Source organism: Shinella pollutisoli (assembly GCF_024609765.1).
Classification (GTDB): domain Bacteria; phylum Pseudomonadota; class Alphaproteobacteria; order Rhizobiales; family Rhizobiaceae; genus Shinella; species Shinella pollutisoli.
The window spans coordinates 1-20,636 of the sequence record NZ_JANFDG010000046.1 but is presented as its reverse complement, the minus strand read 5'-3'; the positions used below and the strand labels follow the sequence as shown (position 1 = coordinate 20,636).

Annotated in this window: 18 protein-coding genes; 8 read left to right on the top strand and 10 right to left on the bottom strand. The window is 68.4% G+C overall.

Going from position 1 to position 20,636, the window contains the following annotated elements; all coding sequences use genetic code 11:
* Window position 1: 1 nt before the first annotated feature.
* Together NNZ72_RS24355 and NNZ72_RS24350 are read right to left on the bottom strand one after the other, a co-directional pair.
* On the bottom strand, window positions 2-1,117 hold the full coding sequence (locus tag NNZ72_RS24355; RefSeq protein ID WP_257318268.1) for a mandelate racemase/muconate lactonizing enzyme family protein: 1,116 nt from the start codon (window positions 1,115-1,117) through the stop codon (window positions 2-4).
* A 10-nt stretch (window positions 1,118-1,127) separates the two neighbouring features.
* Window positions 1,128-2,255 carry an alcohol dehydrogenase family protein gene (locus tag NNZ72_RS24350; protein ID WP_257318267.1) on the bottom strand — a complete coding sequence of 376 codons (1,128 nt, stop codon included), beginning with the start codon at window positions 2,253-2,255 and terminating at the stop codon, window positions 1,128-1,130.
* A 190-nt stretch (window positions 2,256-2,445) separates the two neighbouring features.
* Between NNZ72_RS24350 and NNZ72_RS24345 the strand changes: the two genes are divergently transcribed.
* Window positions 2,446-3,384 carry a LysR family transcriptional regulator gene (locus NNZ72_RS24345; RefSeq protein WP_257318266.1) on the top strand — a complete coding sequence of 313 codons (939 nt, stop codon included), beginning with the start codon at window positions 2,446-2,448 and terminating at the stop codon, window positions 3,382-3,384.
* 29 nt (window positions 3,385-3,413) lie between these two features.
* On the opposite strand, the gene NNZ72_RS24340 is transcribed toward NNZ72_RS24345, so the two are convergent.
* From NNZ72_RS24340 to NNZ72_RS24315, 6 genes are read right to left on the bottom strand one after another with little or no spacing between them, the layout of a single operon-like run.
* Window positions 3,414-4,148, bottom strand: coding sequence for an SDR family NAD(P)-dependent oxidoreductase (locus NNZ72_RS24340; protein ID WP_257318265.1), 735 nt, complete (start codon window positions 4,146-4,148; stop codon window positions 3,414-3,416).
* The gene (locus tag NNZ72_RS24335) at window positions 4,145-4,879 is read right to left on the bottom strand and encodes an SDR family NAD(P)-dependent oxidoreductase (protein ID WP_257318264.1); all 735 of its coding nucleotides are present in this window, start codon (window positions 4,877-4,879) and stop codon (window positions 4,145-4,147) included. Before NNZ72_RS24335 ends, NNZ72_RS24340 begins: the two co-directional genes overlap by 4 nt.
* Window positions 4,880-4,897: 18 nt before the next feature.
* Entirely contained in the window at window positions 4,898-5,848 is a 951-nt protein-coding gene (locus NNZ72_RS24330; protein WP_257318263.1) for a GlxA family transcriptional regulator, read from the bottom strand.
* A gap of 50 nt (window positions 5,849-5,898) precedes the next feature.
* Complete coding sequence (proX, locus tag NNZ72_RS24325; protein WP_257318262.1) at window positions 5,899-6,885, bottom strand: glycine betaine/L-proline ABC transporter substrate-binding protein ProX; 987 nt, start codon at window positions 6,883-6,885, stop codon at window positions 5,899-5,901.
* Between the two features lie 29 nt (window positions 6,886-6,914).
* Entirely contained in the window at window positions 6,915-7,850 is a 936-nt protein-coding gene (locus NNZ72_RS24320; RefSeq protein ID WP_257318261.1) for an ABC transporter permease, read from the bottom strand.
* A complete protein-coding gene (locus NNZ72_RS24315) occupies window positions 7,850-8,938 on the bottom strand; it encodes a quaternary amine ABC transporter ATP-binding protein (protein ID WP_257318260.1) in 1,089 nt (362 codons plus the stop codon). Before NNZ72_RS24315 ends, NNZ72_RS24320 begins: the two co-directional genes overlap by 1 nt.
* A 131-nt stretch (window positions 8,939-9,069) precedes the next feature.
* Between NNZ72_RS24315 and NNZ72_RS24310 the strand changes: the two genes are divergently transcribed.
* The 6 genes from NNZ72_RS24310 (at window position 9,070) to NNZ72_RS24285 (ending at window position 16,357) form a co-directional block, all read left to right on the top strand.
* Window positions 9,070-9,777, top strand: coding sequence for a GntR family transcriptional regulator (locus tag NNZ72_RS24310; protein ID WP_257318259.1), 708 nt, complete (start codon window positions 9,070-9,072; stop codon window positions 9,775-9,777).
* 15 nt (window positions 9,778-9,792) lie between these two features.
* Window positions 9,793-10,698 carry a dihydrodipicolinate synthase family protein gene (locus NNZ72_RS24305; protein ID WP_257318258.1) on the top strand — a complete coding sequence of 302 codons (906 nt, stop codon included), beginning with the start codon at window positions 9,793-9,795 and terminating at the stop codon, window positions 10,696-10,698.
* Between the two features lies 1 nt (window position 10,699).
* A complete protein-coding gene (locus tag NNZ72_RS24300) occupies window positions 10,700-12,199 on the top strand; it encodes an aldehyde dehydrogenase (RefSeq protein ID WP_257318257.1) in 1,500 nt (499 codons plus the stop codon).
* Complete coding sequence (locus tag NNZ72_RS24295) at window positions 12,196-13,542, top strand: NAD(P)/FAD-dependent oxidoreductase (protein WP_257318256.1); 1,347 nt, start codon at window positions 12,196-12,198, stop codon at window positions 13,540-13,542. The genes NNZ72_RS24300 and NNZ72_RS24295 overlap by 4 nt, the downstream gene beginning before the upstream one ends.
* A gap of 97 nt (window positions 13,543-13,639) precedes the next feature.
* The gene (locus NNZ72_RS24290) at window positions 13,640-15,193 is read left to right on the top strand and encodes a trimethylamine methyltransferase family protein (protein ID WP_257318255.1); all 1,554 of its coding nucleotides are present in this window, start codon (window positions 13,640-13,642) and stop codon (window positions 15,191-15,193) included.
* 57 nt (window positions 15,194-15,250) lie between these two features.
* The gene (locus tag NNZ72_RS24285; protein ID WP_257318253.1) at window positions 15,251-16,357 is read left to right on the top strand and encodes a mandelate racemase/muconate lactonizing enzyme family protein; all 1,107 of its coding nucleotides are present in this window, start codon (window positions 15,251-15,253) and stop codon (window positions 16,355-16,357) included.
* Between the two features lie 28 nt (window positions 16,358-16,385).
* On the opposite strand, the gene NNZ72_RS24280 is transcribed toward NNZ72_RS24285, so the two are convergent.
* Window positions 16,386-18,371, bottom strand: coding sequence for an oxidoreductase (locus NNZ72_RS24280; RefSeq protein WP_257318252.1), 1,986 nt, complete (start codon window positions 18,369-18,371; stop codon window positions 16,386-16,388).
* A gap of 98 nt (window positions 18,372-18,469) precedes the next feature.
* On the bottom strand, window positions 18,470-19,465 hold the full coding sequence (locus NNZ72_RS24275) for an ABC transporter substrate-binding protein (RefSeq protein WP_257318251.1): 996 nt from the start codon (window positions 19,463-19,465) through the stop codon (window positions 18,470-18,472).
* A gap of 176 nt (window positions 19,466-19,641) precedes the next feature.
* On the opposite strand from NNZ72_RS24275, the gene NNZ72_RS24270 reads away from it, so the two are divergent.
* Window positions 19,642-20,636: GlxA family transcriptional regulator (locus tag NNZ72_RS24270; protein ID WP_257318250.1), on the top strand; the 995-nt coding region annotated here is incomplete at its 3' end.

Here is a 20,636-nt window from a genome sequence, read left to right as displayed (position 1 = left end):
GTCACGCGTAGGTCGCCACCGGCTCGCCCAGGACATCGAGGCGCGGGGTGACGCCGAGGCCGGGCAGCGCGGGCGCGACCACCCGGCCGTCCCGCACCTCGAACGGCCCGTCCGCGGTCTTGAGGGCGACGATGTCCCGGCATTCCAGCACGCAGCGGAGGTTCTTCTCCGGAACGGTCTGGCCGAGATGGACGATGGCCGCGAAGGCGATGTCCGAGCCGGTGGTCTCCTGCACGCTGACGGTGTAGCCGGCGGCGACGCAGATGTCGCGGTGACGCCGGCCGCGGGTGAGGCCGCCGTTCTTGGAGATCTTCAGCCCGATCCCCTCCGCCGCGTCGTCGCCGACGAGCTGGGCGATCGCGGCGTCGTCCGTCGCCAGCTCGTCGAAGATGACTGGGACGTCGGTGCGACGGCGCAGTGACACGCATTCCCGCCAGGTGGCGCAGGGCGCCTCCAGCACGAAATCGAGCCCGGCCGGCAACAGCCGCAGCATGCGCAGGGCCGTCTCCACCGTCATGCCGCCGTTGGCATCGACGATGAAGAACTCGCCCGGCCGCTTGTCGGCGAGCGAGGCGGCGATGCGCTCGGCATCCACCGCCGGCTCGTCGCCGATCTTCACCGAATGGGCGACATAGCCCATCGCCCGGTGCTCGGCGACGCGGCGGCGCATGTCCTGCGGATCGCCCATGTAGATCGAGGAGATCACCGGCATGCGCAGGTCGGTGCGCCCGCCGAGCAGGTCGCAGACGGGCATGCCCACCGACTTGCCGAACAGGTCCCAGCAGGCGACGTCGATCGCCGTCTTGGCATGGAGGTGGCCGACCAGCGCGCGGTCCATCGCGTCGTTGACGCGGTCGACGCGGCGGGGGTCGAGCCCGATCAGGCTCGGCGCGATCTCCTCGATGCCCGCGCGCACGCCGCGGGCGTGCGAGGCGATCCAGGTCGCGCCGAAGGGCGTGCTCTCGCCCCAGCCTTCGAGGCCGCTGTCCGTCGTGATGCGCACGAGCGTCGCGTCGAAGCTGCGGTATTCCCGCCCCCCGGAGAGGCGGTAGACGCCGCCCGCATAGGGCAGGTCGACCTGAAAAACGTCGATTCTCTCGATCTTCGGATCGCTCATGGATGGTCTCTCACTCTGGAATGACAAGCACGAGCTTGCCGATGGTGCCTTTCGCCAGGAAATCCTTCTGGGCCTCGGCGATGTCCTTCAGCGGATAGGTGCGGGCGACGAGCGGCCGGATTTCGCCGCGCTCGATGTAGGAGACGAGGTTCTCGAAGACGGCGTCGTCCTGGAAGGTGCAGCCGAAGAAGGTGAGGTCCTTCAGATAGAGGGTCCGCACGTCCAGCTCGACGATGGGGCCGGCAATCGCGCCCGCGACCGCGTAGCGGCCGCCCTTGCGCAGGACGTCGAGCAGCTCGCCGAACGACGGGCCGGCGGCGACGTCGAGCACGACGTCGACCGTCTCGGCCCCGAGCGCGCCGACGATGCTCTCGCCGCGCGGCAGGACGCGGTCGGCGCCGAGCGCCAGCAGCTGCGCGGCCTTGTCGCGGCCGGCGACCGCCGTCACCGTCGCGCCCCGCCTTTTCGCAAGCTGGATCGCCGCCGAGCCGACGCCGCCGGACGCGCCGGTGATCAGCACGTGCTCGCCCCGGCCGACCTTCGCCCGGTGCAGCATGCCCTCCGCCGTGGAATAGGCGCAGGGCATGGAGGCGAGCTCGACGTCGCTCCAGTCGCATACGACCCCGTAGGTCTCCCGCGCCGGCGCCTTGGCATATTGGGCGAACCCGCCGTCGCATTCCGAGCCGAAGGTCCAGCACTGGAACGGGCGATAGTCCACGTAGGTCCGCAGCATGTTGCGCACGATGACCCGCTCGCCGATGCGGCCGGGATCGACCCCCTCGCCGACGGCGACGATGCGCCCGCAGCAATCGGCGCCCTGGATGCGCGGAAACGCCATCGCCGTGCCCGACCAGGTCGCGTCCGCGTCCTGCGCGGACTGGAAGCCGCCGAGGGCGCCGCCCTCCGTTCCCGACGTGACCTGCTTGGAATACCAGCCAATCCGCGTGTTGATGTCGGTGTTGTTGACACCCGCCGCCGCGACACGGATCAGCACCTCGCCCGGCCCGGGCCGCGGAACGGGCAGGTCGTCGCGATAGGCGAGCCGGTCGAGGCCGCCATGGCCGGTCAGGACCACGCCCGTCATGCGGGCGGGGATGGCGGCCTCCGCGGCCGCGGTGCTGGAAACGTCCGGCGTCATCTCGTGCTCGTGCCTCCCTCGCCCGTTACGGCAACCGATCGTGCCGCGACGGGAAATTGCTATCCGAGCGGCGCGCGAGCGCAACGTCCGTAAATCTCAGGCCTCGGTTGAGTTTTTCTCAATCGAGCGCTAGCGTCGGACGATCCTGCGCAGCCCGCTCGCAAGAGCCGCATTCCGAGGTGCCGGCAAGTTGGTCCGCCGCTTTTACGATCTCCCGCCCCTGACCGCGCTCGCCGTCTTCGAGGCCTGCGCCCGGCATTCCAGCTTCAAGCTGGCGGCCGCCGAGCTGAACGTCACGCCCGGCGCCGTCAGCCGGCAGATCAAGGCGATCGAGGAGGATCTCGGCGTTCCGCTCTTCGCGCGCAGGGCCAGGGGCGTGACGCCGACCCCGGCGGGCGAGGAGCTCTATGCGGTCCTCGCGACGGGGTTTTCGCGCGCCTCCGACGTCATCCGGTCGATCCGGCGCGGCGACAAGTCCCGCAACGTCATCATCGCCTGCTCCGATGTCTTCGCCACCATGTGGCTCATTCCCCGCATGCCGGACTTCTGGCGGAACGTCGGTGACGTGACCGTGGATCACCTGATCTCGGACGACGTCAGGACCTTCCGGCGGGCCGAGGTGGAACTGCGCATACGCCACGGGCTGGGGGCGTGGATCGACGAGACGGCGGAATTCCTGTTCCGCGACTGCCTCTATCCCGTCTGCAGCCCGCGCTTCGCGGAAGTCCACAGCGACGCGACCAGCCAGGCGCTTCCGCGGCTTCCTCTCATCGACGTCAACTGGATCGATCCCGACTGGATGGGGTGGGACGAGCTCCTCCTGCGCGCCGGCATCCGCCAGCATGCCGCGAATATCCGCCGGCTCGGGAAATTCAGCGTCGCGCTGCAGGCGGCGATGGCCGACCAGGGCGTCGTCATCGGCTGGCACCGCATGGTCCAGCCGCTGGTGGAGCGGGGCCAACTCGTGCGTTTCACCGAGCTGCTGATCCCCTCGCCCGGCGCCTACTATCTGACCTGGAACACCAACCGGGACCTGTCGGCGGCGGCGATCGTGCTGCGCGACTGGATCCGGAGGGTCGCCGAGGGGGAACGCGAGGCGGCGCTGCCCGGCGATGCGCGTCTTGCCTGACCGGGCTGCACCCGCCTTCCGGAGAAGCGCTACGGAAGGCTGAGCTTCGCCATCCGCCCGCCGTCGACGGTCCAGACCTGCCCCGTCACGAAGGAGGCCTCGCTCGAGGCCAGCCAGGCGACGAGGCTCGCCACCTCCTCCGGCCTGCCGGTCCGCCCGACCGGGTGGATCCTGCCGATCGTCCGGCGGAAGCCCTGCGGATCGGGCATGCTCGCGATGAAGTCGAGGTTGAGGTCCGTGTCGATCCAGCCGGGGGCGACCGCGTTGCAGCGCACGCCCTCGGCGCCGTGATCGACGGCGACCGCGCGGGTCAGCCCGTGGAGCCCGGCCTTGGAGGCGCAATAGGCGGCGTGCCGAGGGTTGGAGCCCAGGCCCTCGATGGAGCCGACATTGACGATCGCGCCGCCCACAATCCGCAGGTGCGGCAGCGCCGCCCTGATCAGCATGAAGGGCGACGTGAGGTTGACGGCGATCGTCCGCTCCCAGTCCGCGAGCGCCATGTCCTCGACGAGGGATTCCTGCATGATCCCCGCATTGTTGACGAGGACGTCCAGCCTTCCGGCGCGGGCTGCCACCGCCTCCACGGCCGCCGCCGCGCCGGCCGGGTCGGTGAAATCGGCGGCGATGCCTTCGAATTCCCGCTCCTCGCCCCGCTGCGCGGTGAACACGCGCGCGCCCTCGTCGCGCAGCCGGCGGGCGATGGCCTGCCCGATCCCGCTGCGCCCGCCCGTCACCAGGGCCACCTTTCCGCCGAATCGGGTCATCCTACCGGCTTTCCACCGTTGACCTCGACCAGCGAGCCGCACATGTAGCGTGCCGCATCGGAGGCGAGGAAGACGACGACGTCGGCGATGTCCTCCGGTTCCGCGATGCGCCCGAGCGGCACGGTCCTGCCGAGCTCGGCGACCGCGGTGTCCGGGTCGAAGCCGCGCCTGGCGAAGCCCGTGCGCAACATCGGGGTGTTCACCTCGTTCGGGCAGACGGCGTTCACGCGGACGTTCTGGTGCGCGTGATCCATGCCCATGCACTGCGTGAGGGAGGCGACCGCCGCCTTGGTCATGCAGTAGACCGCATGGTTCGGCCCCGGCCGGACGCCCCAGCAGGAGGCGACATTGACGATGGCGCCGCCACCGCGCCCGGCCATGATGGGGATGGCGGCGCGGCAGATGCGGAAGGGCGCCTCGACGTTCACGCCGAGCGAGAGCGCCCAGTCGGCGTCCGTCGTCGCCGTCACGGCGCCCCTGGTGATGACGCCGGCATTGTTCACCACGATGTCGAGGGCGCCGAGCGCGCCGAACGCGGCCTGCGGCAGGCCGTCGGCATAGGACGCATCGAGCAGGTCGCCGGGAAGGCGCGCCTCCGCCTCCACGCCGGAGACGTCCCGGTCGGCCACGGCGACGACCGCGCCCTCCGAGCGGAGCCGGCGCACGATGGCCGCGCCGATGCCGCCGGCGGCCCCCGTCACAAGCGCCGCCTTTCCACGAAATCGCTGCATGGCTTTCCTTCCGGATGACTAGTTGAAGACGGATCGCTGGTTGACCGGCGACTTGCCGAAATGGTCGCGGTAGACGCGCGAGAAATGGGAGGTCGAGGTGAAGCCGCAGGCCATGGCGATCTCGGTGATCGCCTGCTCGGACTGCACGATCAGGTTGCGCGCACGATGGAGGCGGGCCTCCAGGATGTAGCGCTTCGGCGTCGTGTTGAGGTAGCGCCCGAAGATGCGTTCCAGCTGCCGCGTCGAAATGCCGAGCCTGCCCGCCAGCTCGCAGCTGGAGAGCGGGGTCTCGATGTTCTCCTCGATCATCCGGATCGCCTGGCCGAGCCGGCTGTTGCGCATGCCGTAGCGGGAGCGGACCGAGACGCGCTGCGTCGCGCTGCCCTCGCGCATGCCGGTATAGACCATCTGGTCGGCGACGGCCGCGGCGAGGTCGCGTCCGTGGTCGCGGCAGATCATGTGCAGCATCAGATCCGCGACCGCGGCACCGCCCGACGCGGTGACGAACTTCTCGTCGGCGACGAAGACCGACTTCGTCAGGTTGACGGAGGGATACAGCTCCGCGAAGAGGTCGTGGTATTCCCAGTGCACGGCGGCCCGGCGCCCGTCGAGGAACCCGGCCTCGGCCAGGATGTAGGCGCCGGAGCAGATCGCCCCGATCGGCACGCCGCGCACCCGCTCGGCGCGGAGATAGTTCAGAAGGCGGGCGGTGACGTGATGCTGCACGTTGATGCCCGAAACGAGGAACAGCTTCTCGCCGCGCTCCAGCGGCGTCAGGCCCCGGTCGACGAGCGTCACCGCGCGGTTCGAGCAGATCGCGGAGCGCCCGTCCGCCGAGGCCAGCTGCCAGCGGTAGAGCTCGCGGTCGGCGACGAAGTTGGCGATCCGCAGCGGCTCCAGCGCGCAGGCGAAGGCCAGATGCGAAAAGTCCTCGACCAGGAGAAAAACGAAATCCGATGTCTGGCTCATGATGGTCACCCGGCAAGCCGCGGGGCGCCCGGAGGCGCCCCGCATTCCCGTCATTTCGCCGCTTCGCGCGCCGCCGCGAGCCAGCCGTCGTATTCGGCCCGGTGCGCGGCGATCCAGGCGTCGACATGCCGGTCGATGTCGGCCGAGTTCTTCTCGCCGTCGGCGATCTGCTTGTTCTCGGCCGAGATGTCGTTGATGTCGATCCTGGCGACCTCGAACAGCTTGGCCGCCGCCGGATTGGCCTTCAGGAAGTCGTTGCGGGCGATGATCCGCAGGTTGTCGACCGCAAAGCCGAGGTTCTTGCCGCCGAATTCGGTGTTGCCCGTGCCGCCGTCCGGCAGGGACGTGTAGGGAACGTCCAGCCATTCCACGTCCTTGCCGGGAACGAGCGCGCCCGAGACCCAGTAGGGCGTCCAGGTGAAGTAGAGCACCGGCTGGCCGTTGCTCACCCGCGCGATCGTGTCGGCGATGATGGCGTTGTATTCGCCCTGGTTGTGCGTGACCGTGTCGCGCAGGCCGAATTCGGTGAGCTGGTGCTCGATCACCCGCTCGCAGCCCCAGCCGGGCACGCAGCCCGCGAGGTCCGCCTTGCCGTCGCCGTCCGCGTCGAACTTCCTGGCGACCTCCGGGTCCTTGAAATCGCCGAGGTTCTTCACGCCCGCGTCGTAGCTCGCCTTGTCGACGAGATAGCCCTGCAGCGCGCCCTCGACCAGCGTGCCGACCTTGGTCATGACGTCCGGGCCGCCGGCTTCCTTGAAGAAGGTGTCGTGGAGCTGGTCCCAGCTGTTGGTGAAGTAGTCGGCGTCGCCCGTGCCCACGGCGAGATGCGCGGTCTGGGCGATGACCTCCTGCGGCTCGGCGACGGCATAGCCGAGGTCCTTGAGCGCGCGGTCGATGACGCGGGCCTGGAAATACTCCTCCAGCACCGGCTGCACGACCGGGCGGACGGTAACGCCCTCGCCCGGCTTGTCGTTGGCGAGGACGGAGCCTGCCGAAAGCGCGAGGGCGAGTGCCGTCGTCGCGGAAAGGAATTTCATGTGCGTTCTCCTCTGTGGTTGGTTTTTCATCAGGCTTGCTTGTGGAAGAGGTTGGCGACCAGTCCGACGGGACCGGTCTGCCACCAGTGGCGGTGCCCCCGTTCGCGGCCCGAGCGGCCGAGGCCCTGGGTGATGCGGTCGAGCACGATGGCGAGCATGACGATGCCGAGGCCGCCGACGATGGCCTTGCCGGCATCGAGCCGCCCCATGGCGCGCAGCACCTCGTTGCCGAGGCCCTTGACCGAGATCATCGAGGCGATGACCACCATCGACAGCGACAGCATGATCGTCTGGTTGAGCCCGGCGAGGATGGTGGGGGTGGCCAGCGGCAGCTCGACCTTGAAGAGGATCTGCCGCGGCGTCGCCCCGAAGGCGCGGGCGGCCTCCACGACATTGGCGTTGACGGTGCGGATGCCGAGCGAGGTCAGCCGCACCAGCGGCGGCAGGGCGAAGACGATGGTGACGATCACGCCCGAGACGTTGCCGATGCCGATCATCATCACCACCGGCACCAGATAGACGAAGGCGGGGATGGTCTGCATCGTGTCGAGGACCGGGCGGATCGCCTGCTCGAAACGGTCGCTCTTGCCGGCGAGGATGCCGAGCGGCAGGCCGATGATCACGCACAGGATCACCGCGGAGATGACGATGGCGAGCGTGGTCATCGCCAGCGACCAGGCGGCGGGATCGAGCAGGCCCAGCACGACGAGGCAGCAGAACACCAGCACCGCGACGCGCCGGCCCGCCGCCTGCCAGGCGATCAGCGTCAGCAGGATCAGCATGACCAGCGGCGGCACCGCCTGGAGCGTGCTCTCGATGCGCACGATCACGCCCTCGAAGAAGGTCTTGACCGGCTGGATCAGCGACCGGTTCGCCATTGCCCAGCCCTTGATGCCGTCCGCCCATTCGCCGATGCCGAGGTCGACGGAGGCGAAGGGATCCAGCCAGTTGAAGCTCTTGTCCATCAGGCGACCTCCGCTTTCGGTTGGGGCGCGTCCTCGCGGCCCTGGATGCCGCGCAGCAGGGCGCTCTTGGTGACCACGCCGACGGGGGCCCCGTCGGCGACGATCAGGATCGGATGGTCCGTCCCGACCGACAGGTCGACAAGCGTGTTGAGCTTGTCGGACGGCGCGGCGACCGGCCATGCGGCGGTGTCGGCGGCGCCGTGGGCCTGCTCGTACCAGGCGAGCGGCTGCATGATGCGCGCCGCCGTCACCAGGTCGAGCTTCGAGATGCCGCCGACGAATTCGGCGACGTAGTCGTCGGCCGGCTCGGTGACGATCTGCTCCGGCGTGCCGATCTGGACGAGCACGCCGTCCTTCATGATGGCGATGCGGTCGCCGATGCGGATCGCCTCCTCGAGGTCGTGCGTGATGAAGACCGTCGTCTTGTGGAGCTCGGCCGAGAGCTCCATGAAGGTGCCCTGCAACTGCCGCCGGATCAGCGGGTCGAGGGCGGAGAACGGCTCGTCCATGAGCAGGATCGTCGGGTCGGCGGCGATCGCGCGGGCGAGGCCGACGCGCTGCTGCATGCCGCCCGACAGCTCGTCGGGATACTTGTGGTCCCAGCCGGTCAGCTCGACCGCCTCGACGGCCCTGCGCGCGACCTCGCGCCGCTTCTCCTCCGGCACGCCGCGGACTTCGAGCGCGAAGGCCACGTTGTCGCGCACGTTGCGGTGCGGCATGAGCGCCATGTTCTGGAAGACCATGCCGATCTTCTCGGCCCGAAGCGCGCGGAGCTCCCGGGCGCCCATCTCGTTGACGTTGCGCCCCTCGATATAGACCGCGCCCTGCGTCGGCTCGATGAGCCGGTTGATGTGGCGGATCAGCGTCGACTTGCCGGATCCCGACAGGCCCATGATGCAGAAGATCTCGCCGCGCGCCACGGAGAAGGTGGCGTCGCGCACGCCCACGACACAGTCGAGCCTGTCGCGGATGTCTTCCTTCGTGAGGCCGCCCGACCGGATGGCGCTTATCGCCTCCTGCGGATTGCCCCCGAAAACCTTCCAGATTCCCTCGCAGCGGATCACTGCGTCCTGCGGCTGACTGGCCATTCACCCTCCTGACCGTTGCGTGGTCTTTTTTCGTTGTTACACCACAAATTTTCATTGTAGACAATATGTCTTCTGCTACACTACAAAGATAATCGGCTAAGGTTGCGGCGCATTGACAGCGAGGAAGCACTATGAGCGGCGACGCAAAACGTAATAAATTGAACTGCTTGGAGGACCTGCGGCGACGAATCCTGACAGAGGCGCTCGAGCCCGGCATTTATCTCGACGAGACGGAACTGGCGGAGGAATACGGCATCTCCCGGCCGCCGCTGCGCGAGGTGCTGCGCCAGCTCGCCGGCGAGGGCTACGTGGTCCTGCACGAGAACCGCGGCACGCAGGTATCGCCGATGACGCACAAGACGCTGCGCAACTTCTTCATCGTCGCCCCGATGGTCTATGCCGCCGTCGGGCGGCTGGCGGCGCAGAACGCCACCCGTGCGCAGATCATGCGGCTCAAGGACACGCAGCTTCTCTTCCGCGCCGCGATCAGGGGCGGCGACGGCGAGCAGCGGGCACTGATGAACGAGCGCTTCCATTCGGTCATGGGGGAGATGGCGGACAACGAGTTCCTGATGCCGAGCCTGCGCCGCCTGCTCATCGACCACACGCGCATCGGCATGATCTTCTACAGTCCGCGCAACGCGGAAATGGCCGACCAGCGCGCCATCGCCGCCGACCAGCACGACGAATTCATCGCGCTCATCGAGGCGGGCGACGCGGACGGCTGCGCCGACCTCGCCATCGCGCACTGGGAGCTGTCGCGCGCCCAGATCGAGAGCTTCGTCACGCCGGGAAGCATCTTCGCGCCGCTCGGCCGCGTCCCCAACAGCATAGGTTAGGTCCAGGAGGATTCCATGAATTTTGACGGCATCTACACGCCCGTCATTACCCCCCATCGCGACGACGGATCGATCGACCGGGACGCCTTCGCGCGGATGATCGAGCACCTGATCGCCGCCGGCGTCCACGGCCTCATCAACGGCGGCTCGACCGGCGAATATTACGCGCAGTCGATGGACGAGCGCGTGGAGATGGCGAAATTCGCGAAGGACGTCGTCGGCGACCGCGTGCCGCTCGTGGTCGGCACCGTCGCGATCCGCCTGGAGGATTCCATCACGATGGCGGAAACCGCCGCGAAGATCGGCGCGGCCGCCATCCTCGTCGGCTCGCCGCCCTATTCGGTGCCGACCGAGCGGGAGAACGCGCTCAATGCGCTCGCCATCGACCGGGCCGCCGACCTGCCGATCATGCTCTACAACTATCCCGGCCGCATGGGCATCAACATGGGCGAGGAGTTCCTCGACCGCGTCGGCCGCAGCCGGAACTTCAACGCGATCAAGGAGAGCTCGGGCGACATCAACCGCGTGCACCTGCTCGCCCGCGACTACCCGCATATCCAGCTCTCCTGCGGCATGGACGACCAGGCGCTGGAATTCTTCGCCTGGGGCGCGCGGAGCTGGGTCTGCGGCGGCTCGAACTTCCTGCCGAAGGAGCACATCGCGCTCTACAAAGCCTGCGTCCTCGACGGCGACTTCTCGAAGGGCCGGCGGATCATGTCGGCGATGATGCCGCTGATGCGCGTGCTGGAGCAGGGCGGCAAGTTCATCCAGTGCATCAAGTACGGCAGCGAGATGGCCGGCCTCGTCGCCGGGCCGCCGCGGCCCCCGCTCAAGCCGCTCAACAAGGACGACATGCGGCAGTTGGAACAGGTGGTGCGCGTCCTGAAGCGCACGATCGCGGAAATCGAAGCGGAGGCATGACATGGGCGATCTTCTGACACACGACGAATACAAGGCGATTGCCGCGGGCCTCGACTTCCCCACGCAGGCCTTCATCGACGGCAGCTTCCGGCCGGCGATCTCCGGCAAGACCTTCGAGACGACCAATCCCGCCACCGGCGCGGTCCTCGCCAAGGTCGCGTCCTGCGGGCCGGAGGACGTCGACTTCGCCGTCGCCAGGGCGCGCGACGCCTTCGAGGACGGCCGCTGGTCGCGGCTGCACCCGTCCGCCCGCAAGGAGATCCTTATCCGGCTCACCAGGCTGATGAAGCGCAACGCCCGCGAGCTTGCCGTGCTGGAAAGCCTCGACAGCGGCAAGACGATCTACGACTGCGAGAACGTCGACGTTCCCGAGACGATCCATTGCCTCGCCTGGCATGCCGAGCTGATCGACAAGATCTACGACCAGGTCTCGCCCGCCTCCGACAACCATATCGCCATGGTCGTGCGCGAGCCGGTCGGCGTGGTCGGCCTCGTGCTGCCGTGGAACTTCCCGCTGCTGATGCTGGCCTGGAAGATCGGCCCGGCGCTGGCCGCCGGCAACTCCGTCATCGTCAAGCCGGCGAAGGAGACGACGCTGACGGCGCTGCGGGTGGCGGAGCTCGCCATGGAGGCCGGCATCCCGCCGGGCGTGTTCAACGTCCTGCCCGGCGGCGGGGCCGACGTCGGCGAGCCGCTCGGCAAGCACATGGACGTCGACATGGTGTCGTTCACCGGCTCCACCGAGACGGGCCGGCGCTTCCCGCGCTATTCCGCCGATTCCAACCTCAAGGAAGTGACGCTGGAGATGGGCGGCAAGAACCCGGCCGTCGTCCTCGACGACGCGGAGAACCTCGACCGCGTGGCCGCCCACCTCGTCAACGGCGCCTTCTGGAACATGGGCGAGAACTGCTCGGCCTCCTCGCGCCTGATCGTCCAGCGCGGCGTCAAGGACGAGCTCCTGAAGCGCATGGTGGCGCATGCCCGCGAATGGCCGATGGGCGACCCGCTGAACCCGGAGAACCGCGTCGGCGCGCTCGTGTCGAAGGCGCATTTCGACAAGGTCCGCTCCTATCTCGAAAAGGGCCAGACGGTCGTGCTCGGCGGCAAGGCGAAGGACGGCTTCGTCGAGCCGACCATCATCGACGTCGCCGACCGCGACGCCAAGGTCGTGCGCGAGGAGATCTTCGGGCCGGTCCTGACGGTGCTCACCGTCGACAGCTACGAGGAGGCGATCGCGCTCGCCAACGACACGGAATACGGGCTGGCGGCGTCGATCTACACCGCCAATGCCAAGCGGGCGATCCGCGGCGCGCGCGCCATCCGGGCCGGGACCGTCACGGTCAACTGCTTCGGCGAGGGCGACATCACGACGCCGTTCGGCGGCTACAAGTCGTCCGGCTTCGGCGGACGCGACAACGGCATCCACGCGCACGACCAGTACACGCGGATCAAGACGATCTGGATCGACCTCACCGACGACGTGGACGAGGCCGTGTCTTGATCAACCTCAGGGCCGAAAGGCTGCCGGTCCATCGCGGACCGGCGGCCTGGAGCGCGATCCTTCCCGATCAGGCGCCGCCGGTCCGGCTCGATGAGGACCTTGCGGTCGACGTCGCCATCGTCGGCGGCGGATTTGCCGGCCTTTCGGCCGCGCGCCGGCTGCACGAGATCGACGCGCGGACCCGGATCGCCGTCCTGGAGGCCGGCCGGCTGGCCGAGGGCGCGTCCGGGCGCAATTCCGGCTTCATGATCGACCTTCCGCACGACCTCTCCTCGGAGGACTATGCCGGCAAGGGCGTCGCAGCCGACCAGAAGACCATCGCCCTCAACCGGGCGGCCATCGCCTTCGCCCGCTCGGCCGTCGAGGAATACGGCATCGACCCGGCCTGGTTCGATCCGGCGGGCAAGATCAACGGCGCCGCGAGCACCAAGGCCCACGAGCTCAACCGCAGCTATGCCGCCCATCTCGGGCATCTCGGCGAATCGAGCGAGATGCTGGACGAGAAGGCGATGTTCGCGGTGACCGGCAGCCGGCACTATCTCTCGGGCCTCTACACGCCGGGCACCGTCATGCTCCAGCCCGCCGGCTATATCCGCTCCGTCGGCGCGGGCCTGCGCAAGGCGGGCGTCCATGTCTTCGAGGAATCGCCCGTGATGCGCATCGCCCGGGCGGGGCAGGGCTGGGAACTGGCGACGCAGCGCGGCCGGGTCACGGCCGCGAAGGTGATCCTCGCGAACAACGGCCACCTCGAAAGCTTCGGCTTCAAGCGCGGCCGGCTGATGCACATCTTCCTCTACGCCTCGATGACGGTGGATCTCGACAGGGACACGCTGTCGAGGCTCGGCGGCCAGCCGCGCTGGGGCATCACGCCGTCGGACCCGATGGGCACGACCATGCGCCGGATCGACGGCCCGCAGGGCGGCAACCGGATCGTGACGCGAAGCTGCGCGAGCTTCCTGCCGGGCATGGTGCCGTCCGAGGCGGCGCTGGCGCGCACCGCCCGCGTCCATCGCCGGAAGTTCGCCGACCGGTTTCCTTCGATCGCCGACGTGCCGATGGAGTTCTCCTGGGCGGGGCATCTCTGCCTGAGCCGGAACGGGGTCGCCGTGATGCGCGAGCTGGAGCCCGGCCTCTTCTCGGCCTGCTGCGACAACGGGCTCGGGACGGTGCGAAGCACGCTCACCGGGATCGGCGCCGCGGACCTCGTCGCCGGCCGGGCCTCGGACATATCGGCCCATTTCCTCTCCGAGGACGAGCCGACCAAGCTGGCGCCGTCGCCCTTCGCCGAGATCGGGGCGAACATCTACCTCAAATGGCGGGAGTGGCAGGCGCGCAGGGAGTAGGCGGCCCGTCGTTTTTCCGCGGGATCAGTTCGGAAAAACGACTGCCGGGCCGCCGCGGAGGCCTCACACTCCCGGGGAAGCATCAGGAGGAAGACCCATGAACGAAGTGGCAGCCCGGCAGAACCGAAGCGGCGGACGCGACGCGCGGCGAAGCCGCCGCACGGCTCCCGATTTCGCGATGCTGCCGGCCCTTCACCGCGGCCTGCCGGTCTGCGAGCTGATGGACGCCGAGCACATCGCCCGGATCGACGACGCCTCGATGTCCATCCTGGAGGAGGTCGGCGTCGTCTTCCGCGACCCGATCGCGCTCGAGGACTGGAAGCGCGCGGGCGCCGACGTACGCGGCGAGCGCGTGCATCTCGACCGCGCCCTCGTCCGCGATCTGATCTCGACCATCCCCTCCGGCTGGACCTATCTCGCCCGCAACCCGGAGCGCAGCCTGCCCTTCGGCGGCAAGCACTCGATCTTCGTGCCGATGACCGGCGCGCCCTTCATCCGCGACCTCGACGACGTCAGGCGCTGGCCGACGATCGCCGACCTCAACATGTTCCACAAGCTCGCGCATATGTCGCCGGCGCTCCATTCGACCGCGCACCACATCGTCGAGCCGATGGACATGGTGGTGAGCCACCGGCATCTCGCCATCACCTATTCGTCGATGAAATACTCCGACAAGACCTTCATGGGCATGACCACCTCCGGGAAGAACGCCGAGGACGTCCTGGACATGTGCGCGATCCTGTTCGGCGCCGGGACGATGGAGGAGACGCCCGTCGTCACCGGCAACTGCAACGGCAACTCGCCGCTCGTCTGGGACGAGACGATGCTTTCGGCCATGCGCGCCTTCTGCAGGCGCAACCAGCCGGTGCTCTGCTCGCCCTTCGTGCTCGGCGGCGCCAACACGCCCGCCTCCGTCGCCCCGGCGGTCGCCCAGCTCAACGCCGAGGCGCTTTCGGCGCTCGCCTATACCCAGGTCGTGCGCAAGGGATGCCCGGCCATCTACGGCCACTATCTCTCCACCGTCTCCATGAAGTCGGGCGCGCCGATGGCCGGGACGCCCGAGATCAGCCTGATGAACTTCATGATCGGCCAGATGGCGCGCTTCTACGGCGTGCCGTGGCGGACCTCCAACCTGCTCGGCGGCGCGAAGACCTTCGACGCGCAGGCCGGCTACGAGAGCGCGATGACGATGAACGCGGTGCTGCATGCCGGCGCCAACTACATCTGGCACTCCGCCGGCTGGAACGAGGCGGGCATGCACTGCTCGGTCGCGAAATTCGTGGTGGACGCCGAGATGTGCGCCATGGGCTACCGCATGGCCGAGGGCGTTCGCTGGGACGATTTCGACGAGGCGCTCTCGGCGGTGCGCGACGTCGGCCCCGGCAGCCACTATCTCGGCCACCCGCACACGCAGGCGAATTTCGAGCGTGCCTTCTTCATGCCGAAACTGTTCGACAACAATTCGATCGAGCAATGGCAGGTCGACGGTTCGCAGGAGATCACCGCCCGCGCCCTGCAATACGCGCGCAAGCTGCTCGACGACTACCAGGAGCCGCGGCTCGATGAAGGCGTCGACGAGGCTCTGCAGGACTACATGGCGCGCCGCATGCGCGAGATTCCCGCGGTCGACGCACTGAACACCGAATACTGAAGCCTTCCCTCCCGCTATGGCCGTCTCTCCGGAGACGGCCGCTTTTTTGAGGTCGCCATGAAGATCAAGGAAATCCATATCTATTCGCATATCCTGCCGGTCGTGAACGGCCCCTACACGATCGCCAGCAGCAAGGTCTTCTCGCTCGACACCACGCTGGTGAAGGTCGTCGCCGACAACGGCCTCGTCGGCTGGGGCGAGACCTGCCCCGTCGGCCCGACCTACCAGCCGCACCACGCGACGGGTGCGCGCGCGGCGCTGGAGGCAATGGCCGGGGGCCTGATCGGCGCCAATCCGCTCCAGCCCGTCGTGCTGCGCCGGACCATGGACGGCCTGCTGAACGGGCATCAATATGCCAAGGCGGCCGTGGACATCGCCGCCCACGACCTCATGGGCAAGCATTTCGGCGTGCGCGTCGCCGATCTCCTCGGCGGTGCGGTGACCGAGCGCGTGCCGTCCTATTACGCCTCCGGCGTCGGCGAGCCGGACGATATCGCCCGCATCGCGGCGGAGCGCGCCGCGGAAGGCTATCCGCGCCTCCAGATCAAGGTCGGCGGGCGGCCCGTCGAGATCGACATCGCCGTGGTGCGCAAGGTCTGGGAACGGGTCGGCGGCAAGATGCGGCTCGCCGTCGACGGCAACCGCTCGCTCACGACCCGCGACACGCTGCGCCTCAGCCGCGAATGCCCCGACATCCCCTTCATCCTCGAGCAGCCCTGCAACACGCTCGAGGAGATCAGGGCGATTCGCGGCCAGCTCCACCACGGCGTCTACATCGACGAGAACGGCATCGACCTCTCGACGGTGCTGCGCGCCGTCGGCGAAGGCCTGTGCGACGGCTTCGGCATGAAGGTCACCCGCATCGGCGGCCTGCAGCCGATGGCCACCTTCCGCGACATCTGCGAGGCCCGCGCGCTGCCCCACACCTGCGACGACGCCTGGGGCGGCGACATCATCGCGGCCGCCTGCACCCATATCGGCGCGACGGTGCAGCCCCGCCTGAACGAAGGGGTCTGGCTTGCCCAGCCCTATATCGAGGGCCACTACGACCCCGAAAACGGGGTTGCCATCGAGGGCGGGCACATCAAGCTTCCGAAGGGGCCGGGCCTCGGCGTCGTGCCCGACGAATCCCTCTTCGGCGCCCCCGTCGCCTCGTTCGGCTGAGGATGGGAATTGCGCCGGGCATGGCGCGTCAGAGCCTCATGCCCGCGACGCGCCCTTCGTAGAAGGCGTACGGCGCCTGGCGCGGCGCGACGCCGTCGCCGATCTCGACGAAATCGATCCCCTCCGCGGCGAGCTCCAGGGCGAGCCAGTTGACGGCCGTGTTCGTCGACGCCATCACCAGGCCGTCGGCTTCGACGGTCTGTGTCGCGCCCGTCAGATGCGAGACGAGCACCGCGGACGTGCCATGCCAGCTTTCCACGCTGGTTTCCGTGAAGAACCGCACGCCCAGCCTCTTCAAGGTCCGCCGCAGGGGGACGTCGGCCGACGTGCGCTGCAGCTCCTTGCCGACCAGCGGATCCGGCGTGACGAACAGCACCTCATGACCCTGCTCGGCGAGCTTCCACGCCGTGCCGCAGCCCTTCCATCCGCCGGTCTCGTCGAGCAGCACGACCCGGCTGCCGGGCCGCGCCTCGCGCGCCATGACGCTCTCTGCGGAGAAGACCTTGCCCTTTTCCAGTCCGGGCAGGGTCGGCCGGTCGGGCAGGGCCTTCTGGAAGCCGGTCTCCGGCGGCAGCGACCCCGTCGCGAGGATGACCGCATCGGCGCCGAAAGCCGCGACGTCGGCGCCTTCCACATAGGTGTTCAGGCGCACCTCCACGCCGTGCTTCCCGAGCTGCGTCTCGTACCAGCGGATGAGGTCGAGGATCTGCGCCCGGCGGGGCTGCTCGCCTGCGAGGCGGAACGCGCCGCCGAGGCGGTCCGAGGCCTCCGCGAGGACGACCCTGTGCCCCCGCTCGGCGGCGACGCGCGCCACCTCGAGCCCCGCCGGCCCGCCGCCGACCACCAGCACCGTCTTCGGCCGCTCCGCCGGGCGCAGGCGATCCCCGCCCCATTCGGCTTCCCGGCCGACCGAGGGATTGATCAGGCAGCTTATCCAGTAGTCCCGCGACCGGCGGCCCCAGCACATCTGGTTGCAGGAGAGACAGCCGCGGACGTCCTCAGGCCTGCCGGCGCGCGCCTTGTTGACGAGGTGGGGATCGGCGATCTGGCCGCGCACGATCGACACCAGGTCCGCGGCCCCCTCGCCGAGCGTGATCTCCGCGTTCTCCGGCGTGCGGATATGGCTCTCGGCGATGACCAGCGCATGGCTGACCACCGCCTTCAGCCGTGCGGACAGCTCCGCCCCGAGGCGTTCGGGATAGAGAAAGGTCGGCATCAGGCTGCCGTAATCGAAATAGCCGCCCGAGCCGCAGGTGACGTAGTCGATCAGCCCGTCCCCGTCGAGGCGCGCGACGATCTCGGCAAGCTGGTCCCGCGTGAGCGCGGTCGGACAGCCCGGCTCGTCGCTGACGGTGAGGCCGACGATGAAATCCGGGCCGCAGCGCCGCCGGATACGGGCGAGAATCTCCCGCGAGAACCGCATGCGGTTCTCGAGCGTGCCGCCCCACCCGTCCTCGCGCCGGTTGTAGAACGGTGTCCAGAACTGGTCGACCAGGCCGCCATAGGCCGCCCAGACCTCGACCCCGTCGAAACCGGCGGCCCGGCAGCGCAGCGCCGCACTCACGAAGGCCTCGATCGTCTCCTCGATCTCCCCTTCCGTCATGGCATGCGAGCCGTCGCTGTCGTGATAGCTCGGCCCTCCGGAGGGCGACCAGTGGGGATGGTAGGAAAGGTCGGAATCGCCATGACTGCCGACATGGTAGAGCTGCTGGAGGACGACCGTGCCGTGCTGCCTGACGGCGTCGGTCAGCCGGCGGAAGGCCGGGATGACCGCGTCGTCGCCCGCACGGAAGTTGCCGCGGGTCAGAACCGTCGCCGGATGCACGGGCATCGGCTCGACGACGATCATGGCCGCCCCGCCCAGCGCGCGCTCCACGTAATAGGCGATGTGCTGGTCGCCGGGCAGGCCGTTGTCGGACATGTTCGCGGTGTGGGCGCCGAAAACGACCCGGTTCTTCAGGCGATGGGGGCCGAGGGCGATCTCGGAGAAAATCTTCGGAAACATGCTTGTCATCGGACTGTCGGAAGGGACAAAGGGGGCCGGGCCGATTGAGACCGGCGGCCTGCGACATGGGAACGCGCGGACCTGCGAGGGTCCGCGCCGTCCGCCTGCTAGAGGGCGGCTTCGATCCGGCCGGCGATCTCGGCCGGCACCCAGGTCTTCCACAGATCGGGATGCTCCTTGAAGAAGTGGACCGCGCCGTCCTCGCCGCTCGCCTGCGTCTCCGTCATCCAGGACATGACGGAGCTGACGGTCTGGTTGTCCCAGGCGCGCTTGCCGAGATAGTCCGCCACCTCGGGGTGGCTGCCGTCCGCCAGCCGCTTCGTGACGAGCGTCACGACATTGTCCTTCGGCCACTCGTTCTTCTTCGGATCGGGGCAGTCGGCGACGGTATTGCAGCGTTTCCACTCCGCGGCGTCATGGGGCACGCCCGCCTCCAGCCGCACCATGGCGTATTTGCCGAGAAGCGCCGTCGGCGACCAGTAATAGCCGAGCCACCCCTCCTTCCGCTCGTTCGCCCTGGCCATCGCGCCGTCGAGGCCCGCCTGCGTGCCCGGATCGACGAGATTGAAGTTCCTCGACGGTCCGCCATAGGCCTTGAAGAGCTGGGCGCTGACGACCGAGCCACCCGAGCCCGTCGGACCGTTGAAGACCGCGCCCCTGGAGGCGTCCTCGGGATCGGGGAAGAGCTCCGGACGGGCGAGCGCGTCGTCGACCGTCCGGATTTCGGGATTGGCGTCGACGATGTATTTCGGAACGTACCAGCCCTGGATGCCGCCATCCGAAAGGGCCTGTCCGATTTGTACAATCCGGCCCTCCCCGGTCCCGCGCTTGACGATCTCGGGCACGAGATCCACCCAGGCCTCGCCGGCGATGTCGGGCGCGCCCTTTTCGACCATGGACGTGATCGTCGGCACGGTATCGCCGGGCACGAAATCGACCTGACAGCCGAAACCGTGCTCGAGGACGAACTTGTCCACGTGCGCCAGCAGTTCGCCGCTTTGCCAGTTCATGTTCGCGACGGTGATCGTGCCGCACGCGGCACTGGCGGCCGAAGCGGCCCCCACGGTGATGCCCATCGCTGCAAATGCCAGAAGAGTCTTCATGTTCGTTCCCCTTGAGATGTCTTGCTGCATCGATTCGGGGAGCGCCGGGGCGACGTTTGCATGTCTCTCCCGTCCCGTCGCACCGCTTCTCCCACGCAAGGCAGGCTAGTTGTGCGCGAGGTCCGCGTATTGTATGTTCCGGACAATTTTCATGGAAAAGCTGAGGGTGGCGCCGTTTGCAGCGTGACTATTCTCATCTCGGCCCGGCCAAGCCGCCGCCGCTGGTCGAAAGGCCCCTTCGCGTCGGCATCGTGCCGATGCCCCGCTTCACCCTGATGCCGCTCGCCTGCTTCGTGGATTTCCTCCGCCTCGCCGGCGACGAGAGCGACTTCAGCCGGCAGATCTACTGCTCCTGGGATTTCCTCTCGCACGACGACAGGCCCGTCGTCGCGAGCTGCGGCATGGCGATGCATCCGGACAAGGTCTTCGGCGATCCGGCCGACTACGACTACATCGTCGTCCACGGCGGCATCCTTCACAGTCCCGAGAAGCCGCCGCCGGCCCTCTACGGCTTCCTCCTCGAGGCGGCGCGGAAGGGCGTTCCGCTGGTCGGAAGCTGCTCGGGCAGCTTCGTGCTGGCGGAGGCGGGCCTTCTTGACGGCAGGCGGTGCGCGGTGCACTTCTCGCTCGCCGGCACGCTGCGGCAGTATTTTCCCGACGTCGTCCCGATCACGGACACACCCGTCGTCTCGGACGGCAACATCATCACCTCGCCGGGCGGGCTCGCCGCCATCAATCTGGCGATGTTCCTCGTCGCCGAAGCCTGCGGCGAATCCCGCGTCCACAAGGCCTTCCACTATCTGCTCGGCGACCGCGGCTTCGACAAGGCGAGGGCGACGGAGGAGCTCGACCTCGGCCTGAAATGCGAGGACCGGCGGGTGGCGAACGCCATCGGCCTCATGCGCCAGAAGATGTACGAACTCTGTCCCGTCTCGGAGATCGCGCAAGGCGTGGGCACGTCCGAGCGCGAGCTGTCGCGGCTGTTCCGGAAGCACCTGGAGGTCTCGCCGGCGCGCTACTGGCGGCAGATGCGCCTGAAGGCAGCGAAGTGGCTGCTTCTCAACAGCGACCGCTCGATCGCGCAGATCGCATACGAGTGCGGCTTCACGGACTGCGCGCATTTTGTCCACTGGTTCAGGCGGACCTACCACGTGACGCCGGCGCGCTACCG